24 protein-coding genes are annotated in these 24,989 nt (G+C 74.5%); 13 read left to right on the top strand and 11 right to left on the bottom strand.

The window, feature by feature from the left end; genetic code table 11:
- The 3 genes from ATL51_RS03845 (at position 1) to ATL51_RS03840 (ending at position 2,362) form a co-directional block, all read left to right on the top strand.
- Complete coding sequence (locus ATL51_RS03845) at positions 1–489, top strand: alpha/beta fold hydrolase (protein ID WP_208622912.1); 489 nt, start codon at positions 1–3, stop codon at positions 487–489.
- Entirely contained in the window at positions 486–680 is a 195-nt protein-coding gene (locus ATL51_RS28855; protein ID WP_208622911.1) for a hypothetical protein, read from the top strand. The genes ATL51_RS03845 and ATL51_RS28855 overlap by 4 nt, the downstream gene beginning before the upstream one ends.
- Positions 681–1,312: 632 nt before the next feature.
- The gene (locus ATL51_RS03840) at positions 1,313–2,362 is read left to right on the top strand and encodes an MsnO8 family LLM class oxidoreductase (RefSeq protein WP_083658223.1); all 1,050 of its coding nucleotides are present in this window, start codon (positions 1,313–1,315) and stop codon (positions 2,360–2,362) included.
- Between the two features lie 18 nt (positions 2,363–2,380).
- Here the strand turns inward: ATL51_RS03840 and ATL51_RS03835 are convergent, their stop codons facing one another.
- From ATL51_RS03835 to ATL51_RS03805, 7 genes are all read right to left on the bottom strand, one after another.
- A complete protein-coding gene (locus ATL51_RS03835) occupies positions 2,381–3,946 on the bottom strand; it encodes an alanine/glycine:cation symporter family protein (protein ID WP_100877686.1) in 1,566 nt (521 codons plus the stop codon).
- Between the two features lie 249 nt (positions 3,947–4,195).
- Positions 4,196–5,242 carry a ferrochelatase gene (locus ATL51_RS03830; RefSeq protein WP_100877685.1) on the bottom strand — a complete coding sequence of 349 codons (1,047 nt, stop codon included), beginning with the start codon at positions 5,240–5,242 and terminating at the stop codon, positions 4,196–4,198.
- Between the two features lie 52 nt (positions 5,243–5,294).
- A complete protein-coding gene (gene fabI, locus ATL51_RS03825) occupies positions 5,295–6,071 on the bottom strand; it encodes an enoyl-ACP reductase FabI (protein ID WP_073574780.1) in 777 nt (258 codons plus the stop codon).
- A gap of 71 nt (positions 6,072–6,142) precedes the next feature.
- Positions 6,143–6,853: a 3-oxoacyl-ACP reductase FabG gene (fabG, locus tag ATL51_RS03820; protein WP_073574779.1), complete on the bottom strand. Its 711-nt coding sequence runs from the start codon at positions 6,851–6,853 to the stop codon at positions 6,143–6,145.
- Positions 6,854–6,905: 52 nt separating this feature from the next.
- Positions 6,906–7,895 carry a VWA domain-containing protein gene (locus tag ATL51_RS03815; protein ID WP_100877684.1) on the bottom strand — a complete coding sequence of 330 codons (990 nt, stop codon included), beginning with the start codon at positions 7,893–7,895 and terminating at the stop codon, positions 6,906–6,908.
- On the bottom strand, positions 7,892–8,806 hold the full coding sequence (locus ATL51_RS03810) for a DUF58 domain-containing protein (protein ID WP_073575296.1): 915 nt from the start codon (positions 8,804–8,806) through the stop codon (positions 7,892–7,894). The genes ATL51_RS03815 and ATL51_RS03810 overlap by 4 nt, the downstream gene beginning before the upstream one ends.
- Complete coding sequence (locus ATL51_RS03805) at positions 8,803–9,879, bottom strand: AAA family ATPase (RefSeq protein ID WP_073574777.1); 1,077 nt, start codon at positions 9,877–9,879, stop codon at positions 8,803–8,805. The genes ATL51_RS03810 and ATL51_RS03805 overlap by 4 nt, the downstream gene beginning before the upstream one ends.
- A gap of 127 nt (positions 9,880–10,006) precedes the next feature.
- Between ATL51_RS03805 and ATL51_RS03800 the strand changes: the two genes are divergently transcribed.
- The 8 genes from ATL51_RS03800 (at position 10,007) to ATL51_RS03765 (ending at position 18,707) form a co-directional block, all read left to right on the top strand.
- Positions 10,007–11,722, top strand: a complete 1,716-nt coding sequence (locus ATL51_RS03800; protein WP_100877683.1) for a dihydroxyacetone kinase family protein — start codon at positions 10,007–10,009, stop codon at positions 11,720–11,722.
- A complete protein-coding gene (locus ATL51_RS03795; protein WP_208622910.1) occupies positions 11,716–12,471 on the top strand; it encodes a triose-phosphate isomerase family protein in 756 nt (251 codons plus the stop codon). Before ATL51_RS03800 ends, ATL51_RS03795 begins: the two co-directional genes overlap by 7 nt.
- Positions 12,468–13,181 carry a GntR family transcriptional regulator gene (locus ATL51_RS03790; RefSeq protein WP_073574775.1) on the top strand — a complete coding sequence of 238 codons (714 nt, stop codon included), beginning with the start codon at positions 12,468–12,470 and terminating at the stop codon, positions 13,179–13,181. Before ATL51_RS03795 ends, ATL51_RS03790 begins: the two co-directional genes overlap by 4 nt.
- 95 nt (positions 13,182–13,276) lie before the next feature.
- Complete coding sequence (locus tag ATL51_RS03785; protein WP_100877682.1) at positions 13,277–14,230, top strand: sugar phosphate isomerase/epimerase family protein; 954 nt, start codon at positions 13,277–13,279, stop codon at positions 14,228–14,230.
- Complete coding sequence (locus tag ATL51_RS03780) at positions 14,227–15,201, top strand: 3-hydroxyacyl-CoA dehydrogenase family protein (protein WP_100877681.1); 975 nt, start codon at positions 14,227–14,229, stop codon at positions 15,199–15,201. The genes ATL51_RS03785 and ATL51_RS03780 overlap by 4 nt, the downstream gene beginning before the upstream one ends.
- Complete coding sequence (locus ATL51_RS03775) at positions 15,198–15,965, top strand: SDR family NAD(P)-dependent oxidoreductase (protein ID WP_100877680.1); 768 nt, start codon at positions 15,198–15,200, stop codon at positions 15,963–15,965. The genes ATL51_RS03780 and ATL51_RS03775 overlap by 4 nt, the downstream gene beginning before the upstream one ends.
- A 142-nt stretch (positions 15,966–16,107) precedes the next feature.
- Positions 16,108–17,478, top strand: coding sequence for an MFS transporter (locus ATL51_RS03770; protein ID WP_208622909.1), 1,371 nt, complete (start codon positions 16,108–16,110; stop codon positions 17,476–17,478).
- Positions 17,475–18,707: a four-carbon acid sugar kinase family protein gene (locus ATL51_RS03765; RefSeq protein ID WP_208622908.1), complete on the top strand. Its 1,233-nt coding sequence runs from the start codon at positions 17,475–17,477 to the stop codon at positions 18,705–18,707. The genes ATL51_RS03770 and ATL51_RS03765 overlap by 4 nt, the downstream gene beginning before the upstream one ends.
- Positions 18,708–18,709: 2 nt before the next feature.
- Here ATL51_RS03765 and ATL51_RS03760 read toward each other — a convergent pair whose 3' ends face one another.
- Together ATL51_RS03760 and ATL51_RS03755 are read right to left on the bottom strand one after the other, a co-directional pair.
- A complete protein-coding gene (locus tag ATL51_RS03760) occupies positions 18,710–18,931 on the bottom strand; it encodes a hypothetical protein (RefSeq protein ID WP_100877679.1) in 222 nt (73 codons plus the stop codon).
- Between the two features lie 39 nt (positions 18,932–18,970).
- The gene (locus ATL51_RS03755; RefSeq protein ID WP_100877678.1) at positions 18,971–19,723 is read right to left on the bottom strand and encodes a sulfite exporter TauE/SafE family protein; all 753 of its coding nucleotides are present in this window, start codon (positions 19,721–19,723) and stop codon (positions 18,971–18,973) included.
- 106 nt (positions 19,724–19,829) lie between these two features.
- Between ATL51_RS03755 and ATL51_RS03750 the strand changes: the two genes are divergently transcribed.
- A complete protein-coding gene (locus ATL51_RS03750) occupies positions 19,830–20,489 on the top strand; it encodes a TetR/AcrR family transcriptional regulator (protein WP_073574767.1) in 660 nt (219 codons plus the stop codon).
- Here ATL51_RS03750 and ATL51_RS03745 read toward each other — a convergent pair whose 3' ends face one another.
- Entirely contained in the window at positions 20,490–22,073 is a 1,584-nt protein-coding gene (locus ATL51_RS03745; RefSeq protein ID WP_392567394.1) for an ATP-binding cassette domain-containing protein, read from the bottom strand.
- A gap of 264 nt (positions 22,074–22,337) precedes the next feature.
- Between ATL51_RS03745 and ATL51_RS03740 the strand changes: the two genes are divergently transcribed.
- A complete protein-coding gene (locus ATL51_RS03740) occupies positions 22,338–22,736 on the top strand; it encodes a VOC family protein (protein ID WP_073574765.1) in 399 nt (132 codons plus the stop codon).
- 60 nt (positions 22,737–22,796) lie between these two features.
- On the opposite strand, the gene ATL51_RS03735 is transcribed toward ATL51_RS03740, so the two are convergent.
- On the bottom strand, positions 22,797–24,359 hold the full coding sequence (locus tag ATL51_RS03735; protein WP_167409957.1) for an HNH endonuclease signature motif containing protein: 1,563 nt from the start codon (positions 24,357–24,359) through the stop codon (positions 22,797–22,799).
- Between the last annotated feature and the right edge of the window lie 630 nt (positions 24,360–24,989).

The following is a 24,989-nucleotide window of genomic DNA, read 5'->3' as shown; positions in this document are numbered from 1 at the left end:
GTGCCCCTCCACCCGCCGATCGAGCCCCACGACGCCGGAACCCTCGCCACCGACGACGGCCAGGCCCTCCACTGGGAGACCTGCGGCAACCCCGACGGTCGACCCGCCCTGCACCTGCACGGCGGGCCCGGATCGGGGGCCTCGGCCGGGACACGCCGGTACTTCGATCCCGAGCGGTACCGGATCGTGCTGCTCGACCAGCGCGGCTGCGGCCGCAGCAGGCCACTCGCCTCCGACCCGGGCGTCGACCTGGGGCGCACCCAGACCACACAGCTGCTCGTCGACGACATCGAGCGGCTCCGCGAGCTGCTGGCCGTCCCCTCCTGGGTCGTGCGGGGCGGCTCGTGGGGCAGCACCCTCGCCCTCGCCTACGCCCAGGCCCACCCGCAGCGCGTCGACGCGCTCGTCCTCGCCGCGGTCACCACGACGACCGAGCGGGAGGTCCGCTGGGTCACCGAGGACATGCGCCGGATCTTCCCCGCGGCGTGACCCGGCTCCCCGGGACCCCGGTCCACGGCCGGTACGACGTCAGCGGCCCCCCGGACATCGCCTGGGACCTGCACCGGCGCCGGCCGGGCAGCGAGCTGCGGATCATCGACGACGCCGGGCACGGCGGCGCCGGGGCGTTCACCGACGCCGTCGTCGATGCGCTCGACCGGGCCGCCGACCGACCCCGCTGACCCGGGGTCTGCACCGCGCCGCACACCGGCCACCGGGCCGGGCCACCGGATCCTCCCCGGCCGGCGCCGGCCTCTCCGGATCCGGGCGGTTCGGTGGTCGTCGTTTCGTCGACGATTCGTCCGCGTCAATGTTTCATTGACTGTGAAGACTGCGACGTCACGCCGAGCCGGGGGCCGCCGGCGGCCGCTCGTCCTCACGGCCCTCGCCTCCGCCCTGGACGCGATCGACGTGAGAACCCGTCCACTCCCGGCGGCACGCCCACGTGTCCTGACGACACACGGGCACGGGCGTCGACAACCGGCCGGGCCGGGGAGCCGAGGCCAGACCCGCGCCCCCGGCCTCGCACCGGACCGGACCGGACCGGACCGGACCGGACCGCCTGATGATTCGCGCCGGCCGGGTACCGCCGGAACGGCCGGCCCGGTCACGGCCGTTCCGGCCCGACAGCGCGAGCCGGTCTCCTCTCCCCCGGCTCCGCAGCCGGCGGGTGTCGCTGCTCGGTTGACCGCACGTCGGCGTCAATGATTCCTTGACAACGTGAGTCGCGGCGCTTCGACCCCCGACACGTTGACCCCCTGTCCGCAGCGGCTCTAGATTCGAGCGATCCCGGTGCCGACTCCGTGCACCCCGCCTGTCGCAGGAGTGCACCCTGTCCACGATCCCGCTGTCGTGCCTGGACCTGAACCCGGTCCGGCCCGGCGGAACCGCCACCGACGTCGTCTCCGACGCGATCGTGCTCGCGCGCCACGTCGAGTCGCTCGGCATGCTGCGCTACTGGGTCGGCGAGCACCACCTCAACCCGGCGCTCGGATCGACCAGCCCGATGGTGCTGCTCTCGCACCTCGCGGCCCGGACCGGACGCATCCGGCTGGGCGTCGCCGCCACCCTGGTCGCCTACCACCCGCCGCTACGCCTGGCCGAGGACGCGACGCTGCTGTCCGCCCTGTCCGGTGGCCGCACCGACCTCGGGCTGGGCCGGTCGGTCGCCGCGCGCACGCCGCGCACCGTCGGGCTCGACCACGACCGCCCGCATGTCGAGGCCCGGCTGCTCGAACGCGGCCTGGGCACCTTCACCGGACGCTGCGACCAGCTCCTGCGCCTGCTCGCCGGCAAGGAGCCGGGGCTGCAGGGCACGCCGGTCGACCTGCTCGACGCCGTGACCCCGCAGGTCTGGGTGCACGCGGCAGGTGCGGGCGAGAGCGCCGAGTACGCCGCGCGCAACGGGCTGCCGATGGGTGTCGCCTACTTCTCCCGGCCGACCACCGTGCTCGAGGCGATCGACCTGTACCGCGAGCGGTTCGTACCGGGCCCCTACCGGGACCGCCCGCACGTCGCGATCGCGGTGTCGGCGCTGGCCGCGGACACCGAGGACGAGGCCGCCGCACTGGGCTCCGGTTACGACGTCTGGCTGCGCGGGCTCGCCCTCGACGCGGGCGCGCACCACTACCCCACCGCCGACGAGCGGGCCGGTCTCCCCCCGCTGGACCCGGACGAGCACGTCGCGCTGGACGACCGCCTGCGGACCCGCGTCGTCGGCCGGGCGGACGCCGTCGCGCGCCGTCTCGCCGCGATCGTCGAGGCCGCGGAGGCCGACGAGCTCGTCGTCGAGACCGTCGCCCCCACTCTCGACGACCGCCTGCGGTCCTACGAGCTGCTCGCCCGGGCGTGGGCCCGGGTCTGACCGGGCCCACGCGACGGGTCAGAGCATCGCCCGCTCGGACGGTTCCACCTCGGCGACCTCGCCGGAGGCGAGCTTCGCACGGAACTCCCGGACCTCCTTCTTGACCACCGGGGCCAGCACGTAGAGGCCCAGGATGTTGAAGAACGCGAGCAGGAAGAGCACCGCGTCGGCGAAGTCGAGCACGCTGCCCAGCGTCAGCACCGAGCCGACGACCACGAAGAAGCAGAAGATCACCTGGTAGACGCGCTCGGACACCATGTTCCTGCCGAACAGGTAGGTCCAGGCCTTCTGCCCGTAGTAGCCCCACGTGATAATCGTGGAGACGGCGAACAGGAACACCGCGACCGCGAGCACGTAGGGGAACCACGGCAGCACCGTGGCGAACGCGTCGGAGGTGACGAGCACGCCGTCGGCCACGTCGGAGCCGCCGCTGGCGAAGGCGGTCGCCTGGGCCTGCTGCCAGAAGGGCGTACCGGCGATCACGATGGTCAGCGCGGTCATCGTGCAGATGACCACGGTGTCGACGAACGGCTCGATCAGGGCCACGTAACCCTCGGTGGCCGGGTTCTTCGTCCGCACCGCCGAGTGCGCGATCGGCGAGGAGCCCAGGCCCGCCTCGTTCGAGAAGGCCGCCCGCTGGAAACCGACGATCATGGCGCCGAGCGCACCGCCCACCACGCCCTCCGCGGAGAACGCTCCCGAGAGGATGAGCCCGAACGCCGTCGGGACCTGCGCGATGTTCACGGCGATCACCAGGAGACAGGCGGTCACGTAGACGATCGCCATCGCCGGGACGAGACGACCCGTGACCGCACCGACGGACTTGATGCCCCCGAACACGACCGCCCCGACGAGCGCGGCCAGCAGCAGACCGAAGACGAACGCGGCGCCGCCGCTGCCGAGCAGACCGGTCTCGCCGCCGGTGACGTTGCGGAGCTGGGCGAAGGTCTGGTTGGCCTGGAACATGTTCCCGCCGGCGACGCCGAAGAAGAGGATCATCACCGCCGCACCGGCGGCCAGGACCTTGCCCAGGCCGCGGCCGAACGCGTTGGGGATGCGCTCGGCGACACCGATCCGCAGGTAGTGCATCGGACCGCCGGACACGGTGCCGTCGGGGTGCACGTCGCGGTACTTCACGCCGAGGGTGCACTCGACGAACTTGGTGGCCATGCTGAGCAGCCCGGCGACGATCATCCAGAACGTCGCGCCGGGACCACCGATCGTGACCGCCACACCGACGCCGGCGATGTTGCCCAGACCGACGGTGCCCGACAACGCGGAGGACAGAGCCTGGAAGTGGGTGATCTCCCCCGGCTCGTCGCGCCGGGTGTAGCGGCCACGGACGATCCGCAGGGCGAGGCCGATGCTGCGGAACTGGACGAACCCGAAGTAGAGGGTGAACAGCACCCCGGCCAGGATCAGCCAGCCCACGATCAGCGGGAAGTCGGCACCGAGGACGGTCACCTCGTAGAAGACGATGTTCGACAGCCCGGTCGAGATCGGGTCGAACACCGAGTTGATGGACAGCTCGATGCTCTCGAGCACGCCGGGTTGCGGCGGTGCCGTGGTCGGTACGGAGGTCATGGAGCCGAACCTCACCCCATGTGAGCACGAATCACAAGAATACGGACAAACGGTTACCGGATCGTCGATTTCGGCCCGGGAGCACGACCTCGAACGAGGTCGGGTCGCCCGGAATCTCCCGACGGTGGAGACCGTCGGACCGGCCTCCTACCGGGGGTCGTGACCGCCTGCCTGGCCGGGTCCTACGGCGAGCCGGCCGGGACCAGGGTCGAGGTCCCCGCCCATCTGGCCCGGGTGCGTCGGCGCTGATCAGCTCGGCCGGGCGGGCCGCCGCTGCGGCACGCAGCAGTCGACCGCGCAGGGCGCCCCGTTGCGGGTGCACCCGGCGGACGGGCCGGTGCCCAGCCGCCGGGCGGGCACGCCGTCGGAGTGTTCCCGCACGAGCTCGACCACCATGTCGGCGAAGCGTGGGTCGGGTCCGGCGGTGGCGGCGCGGGCGAAGCCCATGCCGTGCTCGGCGGCACGCTCGGCCGCCTCGTTGTCGAGGTCCCACACGACCTCGACGTGGTCGGACACGAACCCGACCGGCGCGACGACGACCGCGGGCACACCCTTGGCGTGCAGGTCGTCGATGTGGTCGACGATGTCGGGCTCCAGCCACGGCACCTGCGGCGGACCGGAGCGGGACTGCCAGACGACGTCGAACTCGTCGACGCCCACCTCGGCGGCGACCAGCGCCGCGGCCTCGCCGACCTGGCGGGAGTAGCGGTGCCCGCCGTCGGCCGGGGTCCCGGCGGCCGCGTCGGCCGAGGTCGGGATGGAGTGCGCGGTGAACACCAGCCGCGCCGCCTCGCGACGGTCCTCGGGCAGCTGGGCCCACGCGGTCCGCACGGCGTCGGCGTTGGCGCGCACGAAGTCCGGGTGGTCGTAGAAGTGGCGCAGCTTGACCAGCTCGGGGGCCGCGTCGCCGACCGCGTCCCGGGCCCGGGAGATGTCCTCGTGGTACTGGCGGCAGGCGGAGTAGCCGCCGTAGGCGCTGGTCGCGAACACCAGCGCCCGCTCGACGCCGGCCTCGGCCATCTCGCGCACGGTGTCCTCGGCGTAGGGCCGCCAGTTGCGGTTGCCGAAGTACACCGGCAGCTCGGTGCGCGCGGCGATCGCCGCGACCAGCTCGCGGTTGCGGGCGTTGATCGGCGAGACCCCGCCGAAGTGCTGGTAGTGCTCCTCGACGGCGTCGAGGCGCTCCGGCGGGACCCCGCGCCCCCGGGTCACGTTCTCCAGGAACGGGCGGACCTCGTCGGGGGCCTCGGGGCCGCCGAAGCTGAGCAGCAGTATCGCGTCGAACTGTTCGGGCACGACCCCGATTATCGACCCCGGCCCGCGCCGACGCGCGCGGGCCGGTACCGGCTCACACGCCGACGGCGTGCACCCCGCCGTCGGCCATGATCATCGAACCGGTGGTGGTCGGCATCCAGTCCGACAGCGCGGCGCACACGGTCTTGGCGACCGGCACCGGGTCGTTCATGTCCCAGCCGAGCGGGGCACGTTTGTCCCACACGTCCTCGAACGCGGAGAAACCCGGGATCGACTTGGCGGCCATCGTCTTCACCGGTCCGGCGGCGACCAGGTTGACCCGGATGCCGTCGCGGCCCAGGTCGCGGGCCAGGTAGCGGGTGACCGACTCCAGCGCGGACTTCGCGACGCCCATCCAGTCGTAGGCGGGCCACGCCTGCCGGTTGTCGAAGTCCATGCCGACGATCGAGCTGCCCGGGCCGAGCAGCGGCTTGCACGCCATCGCCAGGGACTTCAACGAGTACGCCGACACCTGGATCGTGGTGGCGACGTCCTCCCACTGCGCGTTGAGGAACGCGCCCTCGCCGAGCGCGCCGGGCGGGGCGAACCCGATGGAGTGCAGCACGCCGTCGAGGCGGGGCTCGTCGCCCAGGTGCGGGGTGACCCGCTCGACGAGCGAGTCCAGCTGCTCCTGGTCCGACACGTCCAGCTCGACGACCGGTGCGGGCTTCGGCAGCCGCATCGCGATCCGCTCGACCAGCCGCATCCGGCCGAAACCGGTGAGCACGACCTCGGCGCCCTGCTCCTGGGCGATCTTGGCGGAGTGGAAGGCCAGCGAGGCGTCGGTGATCACACCAGTGATCAGCAGCCGCTTGCCGTCGAGCAGTCCCATGACGTCCTTTCGAGAGTTCTGCGTGCCCGGGCCGGTGGGCACGGCGTCGATGTCCGCTCCGCGGACCTCGCTCAGTGCCCCATGCCCAGGCCGCCGTCGACCGGGACGACCGCTCCGGTGACGTAGCCGGCGCCGGGCGAGGCGAGGAAGGCCACGACCGAGGCGATCTCGCCGGTGTCGGCGTAGCGGGAGAGCGGGATGGTCCCCAGGATCTCCTCGCGCCGCTTCTCGGGCAGCGCGCGGGTCATGTCGGTGTCGACGAACCCGGGGGCGACGACGTTCGCGGTGATGCCGCGGCTGCCCAGCTCCCGGGCGACCGAGCGGGCCAGGCCGACGAGCCCGGACTTCGAGGCGGCGTAGTTGACCTGCCCGGCCGAGCCGGAGAGGCCCACGACCGACGAGACGAAGATCATCCGGCCCTTCTTGGCCTTCAGCATCCCGCGCGAGGCCCGCTTCGCGACCCGGTAGGCCGCGGTGAGGTTGGCGTCGACGACCTTGGTGAAGGACTCCTCGGCCATCCGCATGAGCAGCCCGTCGTCGGTGATGCCGGCGTTGGACACCAGCACCTCGACCGGGCCGTGTGCGGCCTCGACCTCGGTGAACGCGGCGTCGACGGACTCGGCGTCGGTGACGTCGCAGTGCACCGGCAACAGCCCGCCGGGGATGTCGTCCTTCCCGGAGCGGTAGGTCACCGCCACCTGGTCGCCCTCGGCCGCGAACGCCTGTGCGATCGCCAGGCCGATGCCGCGGTTTCCTCCGGTCACGAGCACGCTACGTCCCACGGGGGGTGAACCTAACGCACTACCGGCCGGTACCCGCGAGCGGAGATCACCCTCACGGCAGTCGCCTGCCGAGCAGGATGCCCGCGCCGAGCCCGCCGATCAGGAGCACGAACCCGCCGATCATCCAGGGCCTGCTCGCGTCGACCTCGCGTTCCTCGTAGCCGAGCTCCTCGGACAGGTCGGAGTAGACCGCGCGCAGCTCGGACTCGGTGGCGGCGGTGAAGAACCGGCCGCCCGAGAGCTGCGCGATGCGCTCCATGGAGGCGTCGTCGACGGCGACGGGGGTGCGCCCGCCGTCGAGCTCGATCGTGCCGTAGCTGGTGCCGAAGGAGATCGTCGAGACGGGCACGCCGCGGTTCTTCGCCTCGGCGGCCGCGGTGAACGAGCCGCGCGGCTCGGTCTCCCCGTCCGGCCCCGGGACGGTCTGGGTGCCGTCGGAGAGCAGCACGATCCGCGCCGGTGGCGGCACACCCGCCGCGTCGGGGCCGCCCTGCAGCGAGCGGGAGAAGGTGTCGATCGACTGCATCGCCGTGAAGATCGCCTCACCGGTCGCGGTGGACTCGGCGAGCTGCAGGTTGTCGACGCCGTTCTTGACCGCGCTGCGGTCGGTCGTGGGCGAGACGAGCACCGCCGCCGTCCCGGCGAAGGACACCAGCCCCAGGTTGACGCCGGGGGTCAGCTGGTCGGCGAACTGCTTGGCCGCGGCCTGCGCGGCGGCGAGCCGGGTCGGGGCGACGTCGGTGGCCTTCATCGACAGCGACACGTCGATCACCAGCATCACCGTGGCCCGGTTGCGCGGCACCTTCGCCATGGCCTGCGGCCCGGCGAGCGCCACGGTGAGCACCGCCAGCGCCGCGATCAGCGCGATCGCCGGGAGGTGCCGCCACCGGCCCGGCCGCTTCGGGGCGACCGACTCCAGCAGCTCCAGGTTGGTGAACCGCACGACGTCGCGACGGCGCCGCCGCAGCAGCCACACGTAGGCCACCGCGAGCGCGGCGACGACGAGCAACCCGAGCAGCCACCAGGGGGCGGTGAACGTCACGCGAGCCTCCGCGGAGCAGCGGCGTGCTTGCGCGCGACGGCGAACCGCACGATGTCGGCCACCCAGTCGGTGTCGGTGCGCAGGGTCAGGTGCCCGGCCCCGCAGCGGCGCAGCGCGGTGGCCACCCGGTCGCGGTGCTCGGAGGCGGCGGCGGCGAACTCGCGGCGCAGCAGCGGCGTGGTGTCGACCTCGCGCTGGCGCCCGGTCTCGGGGTCGGCGAGCACGACGGTCCCGACGTCGGGCAGCTCCAGCTCCCGCGGGTCGACGACCTCGATCGCGAGCAGCTCGTGGCGGGCCGAGAGCGCCCGCAGGGAGCGCTCCCAGGTGGGCTCGCCGAGGAAGTCCGACACCACGACGACCAGCCCGCGCCGGCGCGGCGGGCGGCGCAGCTCGTCGAGCGCACCGGACAGGTCGCCGCGGGTGCCCTCGGGTGCCGGCGGCATCGTCGCGACCCGGCGGACCAGGCCGCGGGCGTGCGCCAGGCCGCCGCGGGCGGGCAGGCGCTGCGTCGACTCCCCGTTCGCGACGACGGCGCCGAGCCGGTTCCCGCCGCCGGTCGTCAGCTGGGCGACCGCGGTGAGCCCGGCCAGCGCCAGGTGCCGCTTGTCGGTGCGGGCGGTTCCGTAGTCGATGCTGCGCGACAGGTCGACCACCGCCCAGGTCTCCAGCTCGCGGTCGGCGACGGTCTCGCGCACGTGCGGCGCGGTGGTGCGGGCGGTGACCGACCAGTCCATCCGGCGGACGTCGTCGCCGGGCTGGTAGGGCCGCGCGTCACCGGGCTCGGTGCCGGGCCCGGGCAGCAGACCGACGTGGTTGCCCTGGAGCAGCCCGTCCAGCCGGCGCCGGACGGTGAGCTCCAGGGTCCGCAGGGAGGCCTCGAGCCGGACGAGGTCGGCGGACCCCGCCGTCACGCCGGGCCCTGGCCGGCGTCCGGTGCGGACGGCCACGCCGTCGACGCGCCCTCGGGCCCTCCCCCGGGCCGGGCGCTGACCTGCGGCAACGGCACGGTCTGCAGGACCCGGGTGACGATGTGGTCGACCGGCACCTGGTCGGCGATCGCGTCGTAGGACAGCACCAGGCGGTGGCGCAGCACGTCCGGGGCGACCTCCAGCACGTCCTGCGGGAGCACGTAGTCCCGGCCGCGGACCAGGGCCAGCGCGCGGGCGGCGGACACGATGCCCAGCGACGCACGTGGCGAGGCGCCGTAGGCGATCCAGGACGCGACGTCGGACAGGCCGTGCTCGGACGGCAGCCGGGTCGCGACGACCAGCCGCACGACGTAGTCGACCAGGGCGTGGTGCACGAACACGTCCGCCGCGGTGCGCTGCAGCCGGACCAGCTCCTCGGGGGTGAGGATCTGGGAGGGCACCGGCGGGGTGGACCCCATCCGGTAGATGATCTCCCGTTCCTCCTCGACGCCCGGGTACTCGATGATCAGCTTGAACAGGAAGCGGTCGCGCTGCGCCTCGGGCAGCGGGTAGACGCCCTCGTTCTCGATCGGGTTCTGGGTGGCGAGCACGAGGAACGGGTCGGGCATCGGGTGGTCGCGACCGGCGAGGGAGAGCTTGCGCTCGGCCATCACCTCGAGCATCGCCGACTGCACCTTGGCCGGCGCGCGGTTGATCTCGTCGGCGAGCACGAAGTTCGCGACGACCGGACCGAGCTCGACGTCGAACTCCTCGCGGCCCTGCCGGTAGATGCGGGTGCCGAGGATGTCGGCGGGCACCAGGTCGGGGGTGAACTGCAGCCGGGAGAAGCTGCCGCCCACGACCGTCGCGAAGGTCTCCACGGCGAGGGTCTTCGCGACGCCGGGAACGCCCTCCAGCAGCAGGTGCCCCTTCGCGAGGAGCCCCACCAGCATCCGCTCGACGAGGCGGTCCTGGCCGACGATCACCCGCTTCACCTCGAGCACCGCACGCTCGAGCCGCTCGGCGTCGCGGGCGGGGGTGATCGGGTCCGGACCGGTCGAGGCAGTCGTGCTCACCGAGCCATCCCACCGTGCGGCCCGTGTGACGACGGTGAAACGCGCGGGCGGCCGCCGGGCCTGGTCGCGGTCGTCCTACTTCCTATAGGATCGATGACCTCCGCACCGCCAGGACGAGGGGACCGCGATGACGCGCCTGTTCAACGACCCGGACGACTTCGCCGCCGAGATGACCACCGGGCTCGCCGCGGCCTCCGCGCGCTGGCTCCGGGCCGTCCCGGGCGGGGTGGTGCGATCGACCGAGGCCGACGGGCCGACGGTGTCGCTGGTCGTCGGCGGCGGGTCCGGGCACTACCCCGCCTTCGCCGGGCTCGTCGGTCCCGGGCTCGCGCACGGCGCGGCGATGGGCAACCTGTTCGCCTCGCCCTCGACCCAGCAGGTCCACTCCGTCGCCGCCGCGGCGGACCGGGGCCGCGGGGTGCTGATGTCCTACGGCAACTACGCCGGCGACGTCCTGAACTTCGACGCCGCCCAGGCCCGGCTGCGCGATGCCGGGGTGGACTGCCGCACCGTGGTGGTCACCGACGACGTCTCCAGCGCCGCCGACCCGGCACTGCGCCGCGGGATCGCCGGGGACCTGTGCGTGTTCAAGGTCGCCGGCGCGGCCTGCGAAGCCGGTCACGACCTCGACGGCGTCGAGCGCGTCGCCCGGCTGGCCAACGAGCGGACCCGGTCGCTGGGCGTCGCCTTCGACGGCTGCACCCTGCCCGGCGCGGGCTCGCCGCTGTTCACCGTGCCGGACGGGCGGATGGCGGTCGGGCTGGGCATCCACGGCGAGCCGGGCATCGACGAGACCGACGTGCCCACCGCGGCCGGGCTCGCCGAGCTTCTGGTCCGCGGCCTGCTCGCCGAGCGGCCCGCCGGGGCCGGTGACCGCGTCGTCCCGATCCTCAACGGCCTCGGCTCGGTCAAGTACGAGGAGCTCTACGTCGTCTACGGCGCCGTGCACCGGCTGCTCGGCGAGGCCGGGCTCACCGTCGTCGACCCCGAGGTCGGCGAGTTCTGCACCAGCTTCGACATGGCGGGCGCCTCGCTGACCCTGCTCTGGCTCGACGACGCCCCCGGCGAGCTGGAGCGTCTGTGGACCGCCCCGTGCGACACCCCCGCGTTCCGCCGCGGGGCGGTCGCCGGGCACCACGGCACCACCGCCGCACCGCAGGACACCGCGGCCGGCGCGCCGGCCGCGGTGCTCGAGGGATCGCCGGGGTCGCGGGCCTGCGGTGCGCGGGTCGCCGCCGCGTTCGACGCGGTCGCCGCGGTGCTCGACGCCGAGGCCGACCGGCTCGGGCGGCTCGACCGCGTCGCGGGCGACGGCGACCACGGCATCGGCATGCAGCGCGGCGGACGCGCCGCCCGGGAGGCCGCCGCGGACGCCGCCGCCCGCGGGGCCGGCGCCGGGACCGTGCTCCGCCACGCCGCCGACGCCTGGGGCGACCGCGCGGGCGGCACCTCCGGGGCGATCTGGGCCGCCCTGCTCGACGCGCTCGGCACCGCGCTCGGTGACACCGGCACCCCGGACACGGCCGCCGTCGCCGCCGCGGTCCGCGCCGCCGAGCGGGCCGTCGCCGCCGCGGGCGGGGCCGCCGTCGGGGACAAGACCATGGTCGACGCCCTCGTCCCGTTCGCCACCGTCCTCGACGAGCGCGTCGGCGCGGGCGAGGACCTGCCGGTCGCCTGGGCCGACGCCGCCGACGCCGCCGGGCGGGCCGCCGAGGACACCGCACGGCTCACGGCCCGCCTGGGCCGCGCGCGGGCCCACGGCGAGCGCAGCGTCGGCACCCCCGACCCCGGCGCGGTGTCGTTCGCGCTGGTCGTACGCACGGCCGGGGAGCACCTGTGCTGATCGGGTCGAGCCTCAAGACCTACCTCGGCCACGCCCGCACCTGCGACTGGCTGCGGGCGGTCGCCGCGATCGCCGCCGGGCACCGGGCCGTCGCCTCCGGGGCGGCGACGCTGTTCGCGCTCCCCCAGTTCCCGTCCATCCCCGCGGCCGTGGAGATCGCCCGCCCGGCCGGGATCGCCGTCGGCGCCCAGGACGTGGCCGTGCACGACGACGGCCCGTGGACCGGGGAGGTCACCGCGCCCGTGCTGGTCGAGGTGGGCGCCACGCTGGCCGAGGTCGGGCACGCCGAGCGCCGGGCCCACTTCGGCGAGACCGACGACGTCGTCGCCGCGAAGACGCTCGCCGCACTGCGCAACGGCCTCACCCCGGTCCTGTGCGTCGGCGAGACCGACCGGTCCGGGGCGGGGCGGGCCGCCGACGCCGTGCGGGCCCAGGTCGACCACGCCCTCGCTCCGGCACTCGCGGCCGGGCACACGGGTCCGGTCGTCGTCGCCTACGAGCCCGTCTGGGCGATCGGCGCCCCCGAACCGGCCCCGGCCGCGCACGTCAGCGCGGTCGGGTCGGCGTTGCGTGCGCACGTCGCGGGGCGCCCGGGCGCCGCGGTGATCTACGGTGGGAGTGCCGGGCCGGGCCTGCTGCCCCGCATCGCCGACGGCGTCGACGGCATGTTCCTGGGCCGCTTCGCCCACGACCCGCGCGCCGTCGCCGCGATCCTCGACGAGGTCGCCGACCTGGAGGGAGCCCGATGAGCGCCAGCACCCCGGGGCTGCGCGGCGGGATCGAGCGCCGCGGCCTGCGCGACCACGTCTACGAGCGCATCCTCGAGCTGCTGCTCTCCGGCGGGCTCGAGCCGGGCACGCGGCTGGGCATCGACACCATCGCGCGCGACCTCGACGTCTCCCCTACCCCGGTGCGCGAGGCCATGGTCCAGCTGGAGCGGACCGGCCTGGTGACCCGCGAGGCGCTCAAGGGCTACCGGGTCGCGCCGCCGCTGGCCGCCGACCAGCTCGCCGAGCTCTTCGACGCCCGGCTGATGCTGGAGACCACCGCCGCGAGCATGGCCGCCCCCGCGACCCCGGCCATGCTCGCCGAGCTGCGGTCCGCGCACGCCCGCCACGCCGCGGCCGGCGAGCGCGTGGCCGCCGCACTCGCGCAGGGCCGGGTCGACCCGTCGCTGACCGCGGAGTACTTCGCCGCCGACACCGAGTTCCACGACGTCGTGCTCCACCACGCCCGCAACCGCTACCTCGTGCAGATGTCCGAGACCCTCGGCGCCCAGGTGCACCGGATGCGCCAGACCGCGCTGCAGGGGGTCCCCGACGTCGAGGAGGCGGTCGCGGAGCACGGCGGCGTCGTCGACGCGTTCGCCTCCGGCGGCGTGGACGAGCCGGTGGCCGCGCTACGCCGCCACCTCGACAACGTGCGCGAGCGCTCGCTGCGCTTCGAGCGCGGGGCCTGACCCGCCCGTCCCGATCGACATCCCCCGAACGGTTGACCTCGCTCGTCAATCCTATAGGATCTATCCAAGATCGCATGTGCACCGAAGGAGCCGCCATGCCCACCACACCCCCGGTCCCCGCGCCAGAGGACTGGCCGATCGCCGTCTGCATGCACGGGTTCGCCCCCGTGGGACCCGACGGGGTGGCGCTGCACGACGCCCCCGCCGAGCGCTGGGACGACGTGTTCGCCCAGGTCGCCGCCCTCGGGTTCACCGAGCTGGAGATCGCCGACTCCCACATCCGGCCCGCCGACCTGGAGCCCTCGCGCCGCGAGGAGCTGCGCGCGATCGCGACGCAGCACGGCGTCGCGATGATCTCGGTGCACGTGCAGCGCCAGAGCGTGCTGCAGCCCGGCCGCGAACAGCGCAACCTCGACTACGCCCACCGCACCATCGACGCGGCCGCCGAGCTGGGCATGACGGTGTTCTCCACCGGCCTGCACCACCCGTTCTCCGAGGCGCAGAAGAAGGCGCTGTGGTTCTGGACCGCGCCCGGCTGGAAGGACCCCGACGACGCCGCGACCCGGGCCACCGCCGTCGCGCGGCTGCGCGAGCTCGGCGAGCACGCGGCGTCGGTCGGCCTGCCGATGGCGCTGGAGATGTACGAGGACACCTACCTCGGCACCGCCGACTCCGCCGTGGCGCTGGTGCACGAGATCGGGCTCGACAACGTCGGGCTCAACCCCGACATCGGCAACCTCGTCCGGCTGCACCGCCCCATCGAGGACTGGCGCGAGATGCACGCCAGGACGCTGCCGTACGCGAAGTACTGGCACGTGAAGAACTACGCCCGCGACGAGGCCGGCGACGGCTCGTGGTTCAGCTCCACGCCGACCTCGATGGAGCTCGGGCTCATCAACTACCGGCAGGTCGTGTGCGACGCCGTCGAGCTCGGCTTCCGCGGGCCGTTCCTGATGGAGCAGTACGGCGGCGACTCGCTCGGCGTCTGCGCCACCAACCGCGACTATCTGCGCGGCCTGCTCGCCACCACCCGGAAGGACCGTTCATGACTCTCGAGGGACGCACCGTCGCGGTGATCGGCAGCGGCTACATGGGCGGCGGGATCGCCCAGGTCCTGGCCCTGGCCGGGGCCGAGGTCCGCATTGCCGACGTCGACGCCGACACCACCCGCGCCAACCGCGACCGGCTCGTCGCGGAGGCCCGCGCCTTCGCCGCCGAGGACCTGTTCCCCGCCCACGCCCCCGACACGATCGCCGGGCGCGTGCACGCCGCGGAGTCGTTCGAGGCCGCCGTCGAGGGCGCCGACTTCGTCGAGGAGGCGGTGCCGGAGAAGATCGGCATCAAGCACGAGGTGCTGCGCCGGGTCTCGGCCGCCGCCGCGCCGGACACCGTCATCGGGTCCAACACCTCCACCATCCTCATCGGGCGGATCGCCGAGGCCGTCGCGCGGCCGGAGCGGTTCCTGGGCGTGCACTTCTCCAACCCCGCGCCGTTCATCCCCGGCGTCGAGGTCATCGCGCACGCCGGCACCGACCCGGCGATCCTGCCCGGCGTCGAGGAGCTGGTGCGCGCGGTCGGCAAGCAGCCCGCGCGCATCTCCGACGCCGACGGCTTCGTCCTCAACCGTCTGCAGTACGCGCTGTTCTCCGAGGCGTCCCAGCTCGTCGACGAGGGCGTCGCGAGCGCGGAGGACGTCGACACGATCGTCCGGACCACCTTCGGGTTCCGGCTGCCGTTCTTCGGCCCGTTCGCGATCGCCGACATGGCGGGCCTGGACGTCTACCGGTTCTGCTTCGAGTCGCTGCAGGGCCGCTGGCCCGAGCGCTTCGCCACCCCGCGGGCGCTGGCCGAGCACGTCGAGAACGGCCGGCTGGGCACCAAGTCCGGTGGCGGGTTCCTCGACGTCCCCGCCGAGCGGGTGCCCGAGCTCGTCGCGTACCGCAACAAGGCCTACGCGCGGATGGCGCAGCTGATCGACGAGCTGGGCCCGGCCCCGCTCGGGAAGGAGGGCGACCGATGACCGGGTTCCCCGCCGAACGGACCGTGATCCTCACCGGGGCGGGCTCGCCGCGCGGGATCGGGCGCTATGCGGCCGACCACCTCGCCGCGGCCGGCTGGCACGTCGGGCTGATCGACATCGACGGCGACGCGGCCGCGACGACCGCCGCCGGGATCGCCGAGCGGCACGGGGTGCGCGCCGCGGGCGTCGGCGCCGACGTCGCCGACCGCGAGGCCGCCGTCGCCGCGGTGGACGCGCTGGAGCAGCAGCTGCCGCAGCTGGTCGCGCTGGTCGCGTTCGCCGGGGTCGCCTCCCCGGTCCCCTACCTCGACGTCGACGAGCAGGAGTGGCGCCGGGTCGTGGCCGTGAACCTCGACGGCACCCACTGGGTCACCCAGCGGGTCGCCCGCAGCCTGGTCGCCCACGGCGTCGGACGCATCGTGGGCATCTCCTCGGTCTCCGCCCAGCGCGGCGGCGGCACCTACTCCAAGACCCCGTACTCCGCGGCGAAGGCCGGCATCCAGGGCTTCATCCGCTCGGTCGCCCGCGAGCTGGGCCCGCACGGGATCACCGCGAACGTGATCGCCCCCGGCCCGATCGACACCGACATCATGGGCGGCACCCTCTCGCCCGAGCGCAAGGCGGCCATGGCCGCCGACGGCGTGGTGGCGCGCATCGGCACCCCGCACGACGTCGCCGCCGCCGCCGCGTACCTCATCGGGCCCGACTCCGGCTTCGTGACGGGCCAGACCCTGAACGTCGACGGCGGCCTCTACATGCACTAGGAGCCCGCGTGCCCCGTGAACCGTTCCCCGGCTGGTCGTGGTCGCGCGTCGCGTTCCTCGCGATCGGCCTCGTCCTCGTCGCGATCGGCCTCGTGCTGGTCCTCTGACCCGTCCGCCCGCACACGACCTCGAAGGGGAGATCGTGGAACCCACCACCGGCGACCGCACGCCGCGCGCGCTGCTCGACAGCCCGCACCTCGCGTCCGGCATCCGCAAGGCCACCACCCGGCTCATGCCGATGCTGGTGGTCCTCTACTTCGTCGCGTTCCTGGACCGCACCAACGTCGGCTTCGCCGAGGAGGGGCTGCAGGTCGACCGCGGCATCAGCGCCGGGGCGTTCGCCCTGGGCGCGGGCATCTTCTTCATCGGCTACGCGATCTTCGAGATCCCCAGCAACCTGCTGCTCGACCGCTTCGGCGCCCGGTTCTGGCTGGCCCGGATCGCGGTGACCTGGGGTGTGGTCGCGAGCGCGTTCGCGTTCACCACGAACGACACGATGTTCGTGTTCCTGCGGTTCCTGCTCGGCGTCACCGAGGCCGGGCTGTTCCCCGGCGTGATCATGTTCCTGTCGCAGTGGTTCCCGAACAAGAAGCGCGTGCAGATGTTCGCGATCTTCTACCTGGCCCAGCCGTTCAGCCAGATGCTCGGGGCGCCGCTGTCGGGTGGGCTGATCAGCTTCGGCGACACCCTCACGCCCTGGCACGGCTGGCAGGTCATGTTCTTCGTCGAGGGCGTCATGGCGATCGTCGCCGGCGTGGCCGCGTACTTCCTGCTGACCGACTCCCCGCAGAAGGCGACCTGGCTCGACGAGCGCGAGAAGGCCGCGATGCGCGAGGTCATGGCGCACGAGGACACCGTGCGCGACGCCGACGGCCCGCGCGGGATCGTCCCGGCGATGCTCAACGGCAAGGTCTGGTACTTCACCGTCATCTACTTCTGCCTGCAGGTGGCCGTCTACGGCACCACGTTCTACCTGCCCCAGCAGGTCGCGGGCCTGCTCGGGCGCGACGTCGGCTGGCAGGTCGGGCTCGTCGCGGCGATCCCCTGGGCGGTCGGCCTGGTCTTCTGCTACGTCGTCGGCCGGCACGCCGACACCGTCGCGCGGCGGCGCCACTGGGGCGGCATCGCCTTCCTCCTGACCGGCGCCGCGATCCTCGCCTCGGCCTGGGCCGGGGCGAACGGACAGGCGCTGCTGGGCATCGTCGCGATCACCGTCGCGGTGTCGGCGTTCCTGTGCGCCGGTCCGATCAGCTGGTCGTTCCCGACGGCGTTCCTCACCGGAGCCGCGGCGGCCACCGGCATCGGTCTGATCAACTCGATCGGCAACCTCGGCGGCTTCGTCGCGCCGATCATGCGGACCGCGATCAACGAGGCCGTCCCGACCGAGGCCGGGACGTGGGGCGTCGTCTCGCTGGGGGTCCTCGCCTTCCTCGCCGCGGCGATGATGTGGGGCACGGCGCTGTTCCGCACCCGCGCCGACGCGCTGCTCGACACCCCGGGGCGGGAGCGGTGAAGATCCTCGTCTGCGACGACGACCCGACCGGGACGCAGTCCGCGACCGGGGTCGAGGTCCTGCTCCGGTGGGACGCCGACGTGCTCACCAACGCCCTGCGCCGGGCCGACGCGGTGTACCTGCTGACCAACACCCGCGCGCTCGACGAACAGGCCGCCGTCGCACTGGTGTCGGGCATCCGAGCCGACGCCGACGTCGCGGGCGGGCGGCTCGGCGAGCGGGTCCGGCTGGTGCTGCGGGGCGACTCGACGCTGCGCGGGCACGTGTTCGCCGAGTGCGATGCCGTCGACCCGGCCGCGCCGGTGCTGTTCGTCCCCGCCTTCCCCGGCGGCGGACGCACGACCGTCGACGGCACGCACCGGGTACGCGTCGGCGGCGAGATCCTCCCGGCGCACGAGACGGAGTTCGCCCGCGACCCGGTGTTCGGCTACCGCGACGGCCATCTGCCCGGCTACGTCCGGGAGAAGTCCGTGCGCACACCGGTCACGGTCGGCATCGACGACGTGCGCTCCGGCGCGCTCACCGGGGTGCTGACCGGCGCCGGGGACATCGACGTGGTGCTGCCCGACGTGCACGACGACACCGACGTCGCCCGTGTCGCCGACGCCCTGCGCGCGGCGTGGGCGACCCGCGAGATCGTCGCGCGCGGCGGGGCGCCGCTGGCGGCCGCGGTCTGCCGGGTGAGCAGCGACGGCCTGCTCGACGCCCCCGTCGCGGGCCCGGGCCGCACGCTGCTGGTGTGCGGCTCGCACACCGCCGCCGCGGGCCGGCAGCTGACGTACGCCTGCGCCGGGCGCGGTGCGCCCGTGGTGGTCGGCACCGACGACGCACTCGCCGACCCGGACGCGACCGCGGCCCGGCTGGTCCGTGACCTGGCCGGTGACCTGTCCGCCGGCGGCTGGGCGGCCCTGGCCAGCGAGCGGGAGCGCCGCGCCGAGCACGACACCCTGGCCCACGGGGAGTCGGTGATGCGGGCGGTGGTCGGAGCGGTCGCGGCCCTGCGCGAGCAGGTCGACGTCGTGGTGACCAAGGGCGGGATCACCGGGGCCCAGGTCGCCCGCGACGGCCTCGGCGCGGTCTCGGCGCGGGTCCGCGGGCAGGTGCTGCCCGGGGTGTCGGTGTGGGACCTGATGACGCCGGGCGGGCGCGCGGTCGTGCAGGTGGTGGTGCCGGGCAACGTCGGCGACGACGACGCCCTCGACGCGGCGCTCGCGGCCGTCGGTGTGTGAGCTCACGGCGGGCCCCCGTCGACGAAGCGCAGGGTCATCGCCAGGTAGTCGCGCAGCGACACGGTGCGCGGCGCGCGCCGGTGCCGGGACCAGATGACGTTGGCGCGGCCCGGACTCAGGGTGTGGGCGTGCGCGACGACGGCACGCGCCTCGTCCGGGCCGATCTCGCGCCCGGCCAGCGAGGCGAGGGCCACGGCCAGCTCGGTAGCGCGGTCGTCGTCCACGCCCTCAGGAGAGCAGACACCCCCGACAGTTCGGGGCGCTCACTCCACCAGCAGGAACACGATCGCCGCGACCCCGATCACGACGATCACGGTCCGCAGCACCGCGGGCGGCAGCCTGCGGCCGACCTTCGCACCGAGCAGCCCGCCGACGATCGAGCTGACCGCGATGATCCCGACGACCGTCCAGTCGACCGGCGCGACGACGGCGTAGATCGCCCCGGCGACGATGTTCACGACCGAGGCGAGGGTGTTCTTGAAGGCGTTGAGCCGCTGGAGCGGGTCCGCGACGAGCAACCCCATCACCCCGACCAGCATGATCCCCTGGGCGGCGGTGAAGTAGCCGCCGTAGACGCCCACCAGGAACACCAGCACGTAGAGCACCGGCGAGCCGGACCGGTCCGGACGCGGGCGGTCGCGCAGCAGGCGGGCCAGCAGGGGCTGCACAGCGACCAGCAGCACCGAGGTACCGACCAGGACCGGCACGATCGTCTCGAACGCGTCCGGCGGCAGCGACAACAGCAGCGCCGCACCGACCACGGCCCCCAGGAACGACGCGACACCGTACTTCGCGAGGCGGCGGCCGTGCCCGGCCCACTCCTTGCGGTACCCGACGGCGCCGGTGACCGAGCCGGTGATCAGCCCGATGGCGTTCGACGTCGTCGCCGTCACCGGGGGGAAGCCCAGCGCCACGAGCACCGGGAAGGTCACCAGCGTCCCCGACCCGACGACGGTGTTGATCAACCCCGCCCAGAGCCCGGCCAGCGCGATGACCCCGACCTCCCACAACTCCATCGGGACACCCTACGAACCGCGCACCGGCACTCCGCCGGGCGCAGGGCGCGTAGGGGTTACGCCATGCGCGTAGGGCTCCCTACGAAATGCGTGACATGATCGACGCGTGACCGCCGCCGACGACCCCCGCTGGGCCGCTCCCCCGGCCCCGGCGCGCCGGACGTTGGACCGCGGCTCGATCGTCGCCACGGCGCTGCGCCTCGCCGACGCCGACGGGCTGGCCGCGGTGTCGATGCCGCGGCTGGCCCGCGAGCTGGGGTCCGCGCCGATGTCGCTGTACCGGCACGTGCCCGGCAAGGACGCGCTGGTCGACCTCGTCCTGGACGTCGCACTGGGCGAGCCGCCGGACCTGTCGGGCTGCGGGCTGCGGCTGGGCTGCGAGATCTGGGCGGCCGCCCTGCGCGACGTGCTCGACGAGCACCCGTGGACCGTCGGGCTGCTCGCCGGCCCCCGCGCCACCGGCCCCGCCGAGTGCGCGTGGTCGGAGGCGCTGCTGGCGCACGTCGTCGGGGCGGGGCACCCGCTGCACGCGGCCGTCGAGGTGCTGCACCTGCTGCACGGCTACGTCCGGGGCGCTGCGGCCCTGGCCGGGGACCGCCTCCCCACCCTCGACGACGTCCGCCGCTCCGGCCGGGCGGAGCGCCTGCCGGTGCTGTCCCGGCTCCTCGGCGGCGCCGTCGTGCGCGGGCCCGGCGGCGGTGAGCCGCTGTTCGACTCCGGGCTGCGCCGCACCCTCGACGCCGTCGAGGCCGGGCTCCGGCCGTGATCACCCGGCCGGGTCGAGCTCCAGCCGCGGCCAGTCGGCCAGGTCGCGCAGCAGCTGCCGGTCGTGGGTGGCGACGACGACGGCCGCCGAGGTGTCCCGGACCATCGCGGTGAGCTCGTCCACGAGCCGCGCGGACAAATGGTTGGTCGGCTCGTCGAGCAGCAGCGTCGTCGGGCGCTCCGCCAGGGCGCGGGCCAGGTCGAGCCGGCGCCGCCGGCCCTCCGACAGCCGACCCACCGGGGTCCGCAGCGCCGCCGCGTCGAGCAGGCCGTGGGCGCCACCACCGACGTGCTCCAGCACGGCACGCGCGGGCCGCCGCGGGTCGAGCACCGCGGTCTCCTGCCCCAGCCGGACGACCCGGGCGCCGCTCGCGGTGCGCACCGACCCGGCGTCCGGAGCGAGCGACCCGGCCAGCACGGCGAGCAGCGTCGACTTCCCGGCCCCGTTCGGCCCGGTCACGAGCAGCCGGTCGCCCGCGTCGAGGACCAGGTCGACCGGACCGGCGAGCCGCCCCCGCACGCCGACTCCGTGCGCGCGCAGCTGGGGCGCGCCAGGACGCACGTCGAGGTCGGGCCGGCGCAACGACGACGGCGGTACCGGCACGTCGATCCGGTGCGCGTCGAGCTCGGCCCGACGCCGGTGCAGCGCCTGCACCACCCCCGGGGCCCGGGACTGGCGGGCGTGCTTGCCGGTCCCCTTGTCCGGACGCCAGCCGGTCGAGAGCCGGTCCCGCGCGGTGGCGACGGCGTCGGCGAGGCGGCGGTGCTCGGCCTGCTGTTCGGCGTGCTCGGCCTCCCACGCGGCGCGGGCCCGGTCCCGCGCGGTCCTCCAGGCGTCGTAGCCGCCCGCGGTGAGCCGGGGCGTGCCGTCGCGCGTCGGGTCGAGGTCGCAGAACTCGTCGGCGACGTCACGCAGCAGGGCCCGGTCGTGACTGACCACGGCGAGCCCGCCCGGGTGCGCGCGCAGGGTGCGGGTCAGGAAGTCGAGCCCGGCGGCGTCGAGGTGGTTGGTGGGCTCGTCGAGGAGCAGGACGTCGTGGCGGGCACCGAGCAGGCACGCCAGCCGCACGCGGTGGCGCTGTCCCACCGACAGCGTCTCCAGCGGCCGGGTGCGGTCGGTGCAGGCGCCGATCGCACCGAGGGCGACGTCGACGCGGCGTTCGGCGTCCCAGGCGTCGAGCCGGGTCGCGGCGTCCAGGGCGGTGGCGAACCGGTCGTCGGCGCCGGGCGCGCCGTCGGTGAGCGCCGCGGTCGCCGCGTCGAGCTCGCGCAGCGCCGTCCGCGGGGCGGCGAGCGCCTCCGCGGTCAGGGTGCCGACGGTCTCGCCGTCGCGGGCGGGCACCTCCTGGCGGGCCAGGGCGACGGTGCCGGCGCGGTGCACGACCCCGGCGTCCGGTGCGAGCAGGCCCGCGAGGACGTGCAGGAGCGTGGACTTGCCGCGCCCGTTCTCCCCGACGACGGCGAGCCGCGAGCGGGCGGAGACGGTCAGCGTCACGCCGGTGAGGACGCGGTGCGACCCGCGGGTGACGACGACGTCCTCGACACGCACGTGGGCGGCCGCGCCGGCGTCGAGGGCGGGTGACAGGGACGGTTGTTCGGGTGTGGTGTGCACGAGGGCTCCGCGGCATCCGGGATCGGAGCCGGGCAGCACGGACTGCGCCGCCCGGCGGGGACCGGGACGGCGGACGCGATTCGGAAGGGGTGAAGGGCGCCGCCGTCAGCGGGCGGTGCGGACCTTCTGCGACCAGATGCCTCGTGCCATGGTGTCGACCCTAGCCATCGGCGCACGGCCGTGTCGTCCGGTTTACGTGCACCGTCGGCCCCGCCCCGCCCCGCGCAGGAGGACCCGATGACCGCCCGAGCCGTGCCGTTCCTGACCTTCCAGCCGCCGCGTGGCCCGAGCGCGAGCGAGGCGATGGAGTTCTGGACATCCCTGTTCGACGACGGCGAGATCGTCTCGGTCACCCACCGCCCCGACGATCCGAACGCGGTGGTCCTCGCCGAGTTCGTCGTCGCCGGGCAGCGCCTGCGGTGCAGCGACAGCCCGCCGGTGCACCAGTGGGACTTCTCCCCCGCCGTCTCGCTGTGGGTGGACTGCGAGTCCGGCGACGAGCAGGAGCGGCTGCTGGCGGCCCTCGCGACCGGTGGACGGGAGTTCATGCCGCTCGACGACTACGGCTTCGGCCCCTTCGCCTGGGTCGAGGACCGCTTCGGCGTCTCCTGGCAGCTCGCCGCCCCGGCCGCCTGAGCAGCGGACACGGCCCCGAGCGAGGCTCCGCCAGGCCACCCTGCCCGTTCGGCACGGTGATCAGAAGGGCGCGACGACGGTGGTGTCGTGGTCGGCCGCGTCCGGCAGCGGATCGGTGAAGACCCGGTGGTCGAACGGCCGCGTCGTCGCCCGGCGGTCGCACGGTGCCACCCAGGTCAGACTGCCGTCGGTCCCGGCGAGCACCTGCCAGCCCGGTGCGTCCTTCAACACGTGGTCGGCCCGGCACAGCCCGAACAGGTTCTCGGCGCTGGTCGACCCGTCCCCGGCCGCCCACGGCACGTGGTGGTCGAGGTCGCGGACCCGTCGGCTGCACGCCGGGCCGCGACAGGTGCAGTCCCGCGCCCGGACGTGGTCGGCCATCGCGACCGGCGGGCGGTAGCGGGTCCGCCCCACGTCGAGCAGCGTGCCCGACAGCGGATCGGCCACCAGCCGCTGCCACACCCCGCCGGCGGCGAGGGCCCGGGCGAGGTCGGCGGGGATCGGGCCGTGCCCGACCAGCTCGCCCGGTGCCGCGCCGCCCATCAGCGTGCTGAGCGGGACGACGACCTGGATCAGCGGGCGTCGGCCCACGGCCTCCTCCGGGTCCGGCTTCGCGGCGAGCACCCGCGCGACCGCGGCGAGCAGGCCGTCCTCGTCGGTCCCCGCCCCGTCCGCGCCGAGCGCGTCCCGGACCGTGCCGACGTCGGTGAGCGTCAGCGTGCCCTGCTGCAGCTGGTGGGCGAGGTCGACACGCTTCTGGTCCAGGGTGCGGTCGTCGCACGGGTCGTCCAGGGAGCGCGCGAGCCGGTCGACGCACTGCCACGACGCCCCCACCTGCGCGGCCGTGCCGCAGAGCCAGAGCGAGCCCATGCCGTCGTCCCCCGGGGAGATCGACATCCGTCGCTCCGACCGGGCCCGTTCGTGGCGCTCGCGGGCGCCGTCGGGGTCGACGCGGGCGACGTGGGCGACGTGGCGGCGCAGCCGGTCGCGCAGCAGCCGGCGGTGTGCTTCCGGGGCGCCCGGGAGGACCGCGGCCTGCACCCGGCGGGCGCGCTCGTCGTCCAGCACGAGGGTCGCGGACGAGATCGCCTCGGCTGCTCCCTGGTCGATCTGGCCCGACTCCCACGCGGCCAGGGTCTCCGGCAAAACCTGGACGAATCGCTGCGCCTGCCCGATCAGCGACCGGGCGTGATCGCGCGGGACCCGCAGCACGATCGCCACCTGGTCCGGCAACCACCGGGAGACGGGCTGCACCGCACGCGGGTCCGCGCCCGGCGGTGCGGCGCCGCTCCCCGCCGGGCGGCGCTCCGCGATCAGCGCGACCGACCGCATCCGCAGGGCGCTCGCACGGCGCACCCAGTGCTCGGCGCCCTCGAGGACGTCGAGCACCTGCAGGTCGGTGAGCCGGTCGGTCGGGGCTCCGGCGACCAGGTACCGCAGCGCCTCCCAGGCGACGTCGTCGATCCCGGCGGACTGGTCGGGCGGGGGCTCGGGACCGCACATCTCGCCGCACAGGTCGATCGCGAGGCCGTGCGGGCACCGGGTCGCCTCCTCCACCGCCTCGCGGCGGCGCCGGTGTTCGAGCCAGGCCGGGTCGTCACCCGGGTCGGCATGGCCCAACACATCCGAAGTATCGATCACATGTTCGATTATACTGCTCTGAGCTGGACGTTCCGAGGTCATTCGGCGCTCGCCTCCGGCCGTCCGCCGCATCCCACCGGCGGACGATCACCGTGTACCGGAGGAGCGCGGCACACGACGACCGGCGCCGCGAGAGAGACCGCCGCCGTAGGGACCGGAGGTCCCGCCGCGCTCCTGCCCGTCTGCGAACAGGAACACCCCACCGTCGCCGTGGATCCCGCTGAACGCGTCTCCGACGCGCGAACGCTCGTCCGCCGACACGATGCCGCGCGGTGAGTGCGGCGCGGTGGAGCGCGGCGCGGTGGGGTGCGCTGCCGCGCAGTACAGGGAGGTGCGTCGACGCTCCGTCGGTCGAGAGCAGCGACGATGCGACGTCGGTCGCGCCGCGCGCGTGGCCGCTTCACCGACCGCGTCCCGGCACTGCCCGCGCACCAGCTCGCGACGCAGCCTCCCCGGCCTCATCATGCCCGGGCGTCACGCCCCATCATGCCTGGGCGTCACGCCCCGCGGCCGCTGCCCGAGCCCATGGCCGACGCACTCGCCGGAGCACCGCGGTCGTACCTCGACAGCCCAGGCCGCCCCACCACGACTCCAGCTGCGCTCCGAGAACGA

It is taken from the genome of Pseudonocardia alni (genome assembly GCF_002813375.1).
In the GTDB taxonomy this organism is placed as follows: Bacteria; Actinomycetota; Actinomycetes; order Mycobacteriales; family Pseudonocardiaceae; genus Pseudonocardia; species Pseudonocardia alni.
This window is presented reverse-complemented; position numbering and strand designations above follow the sequence as displayed.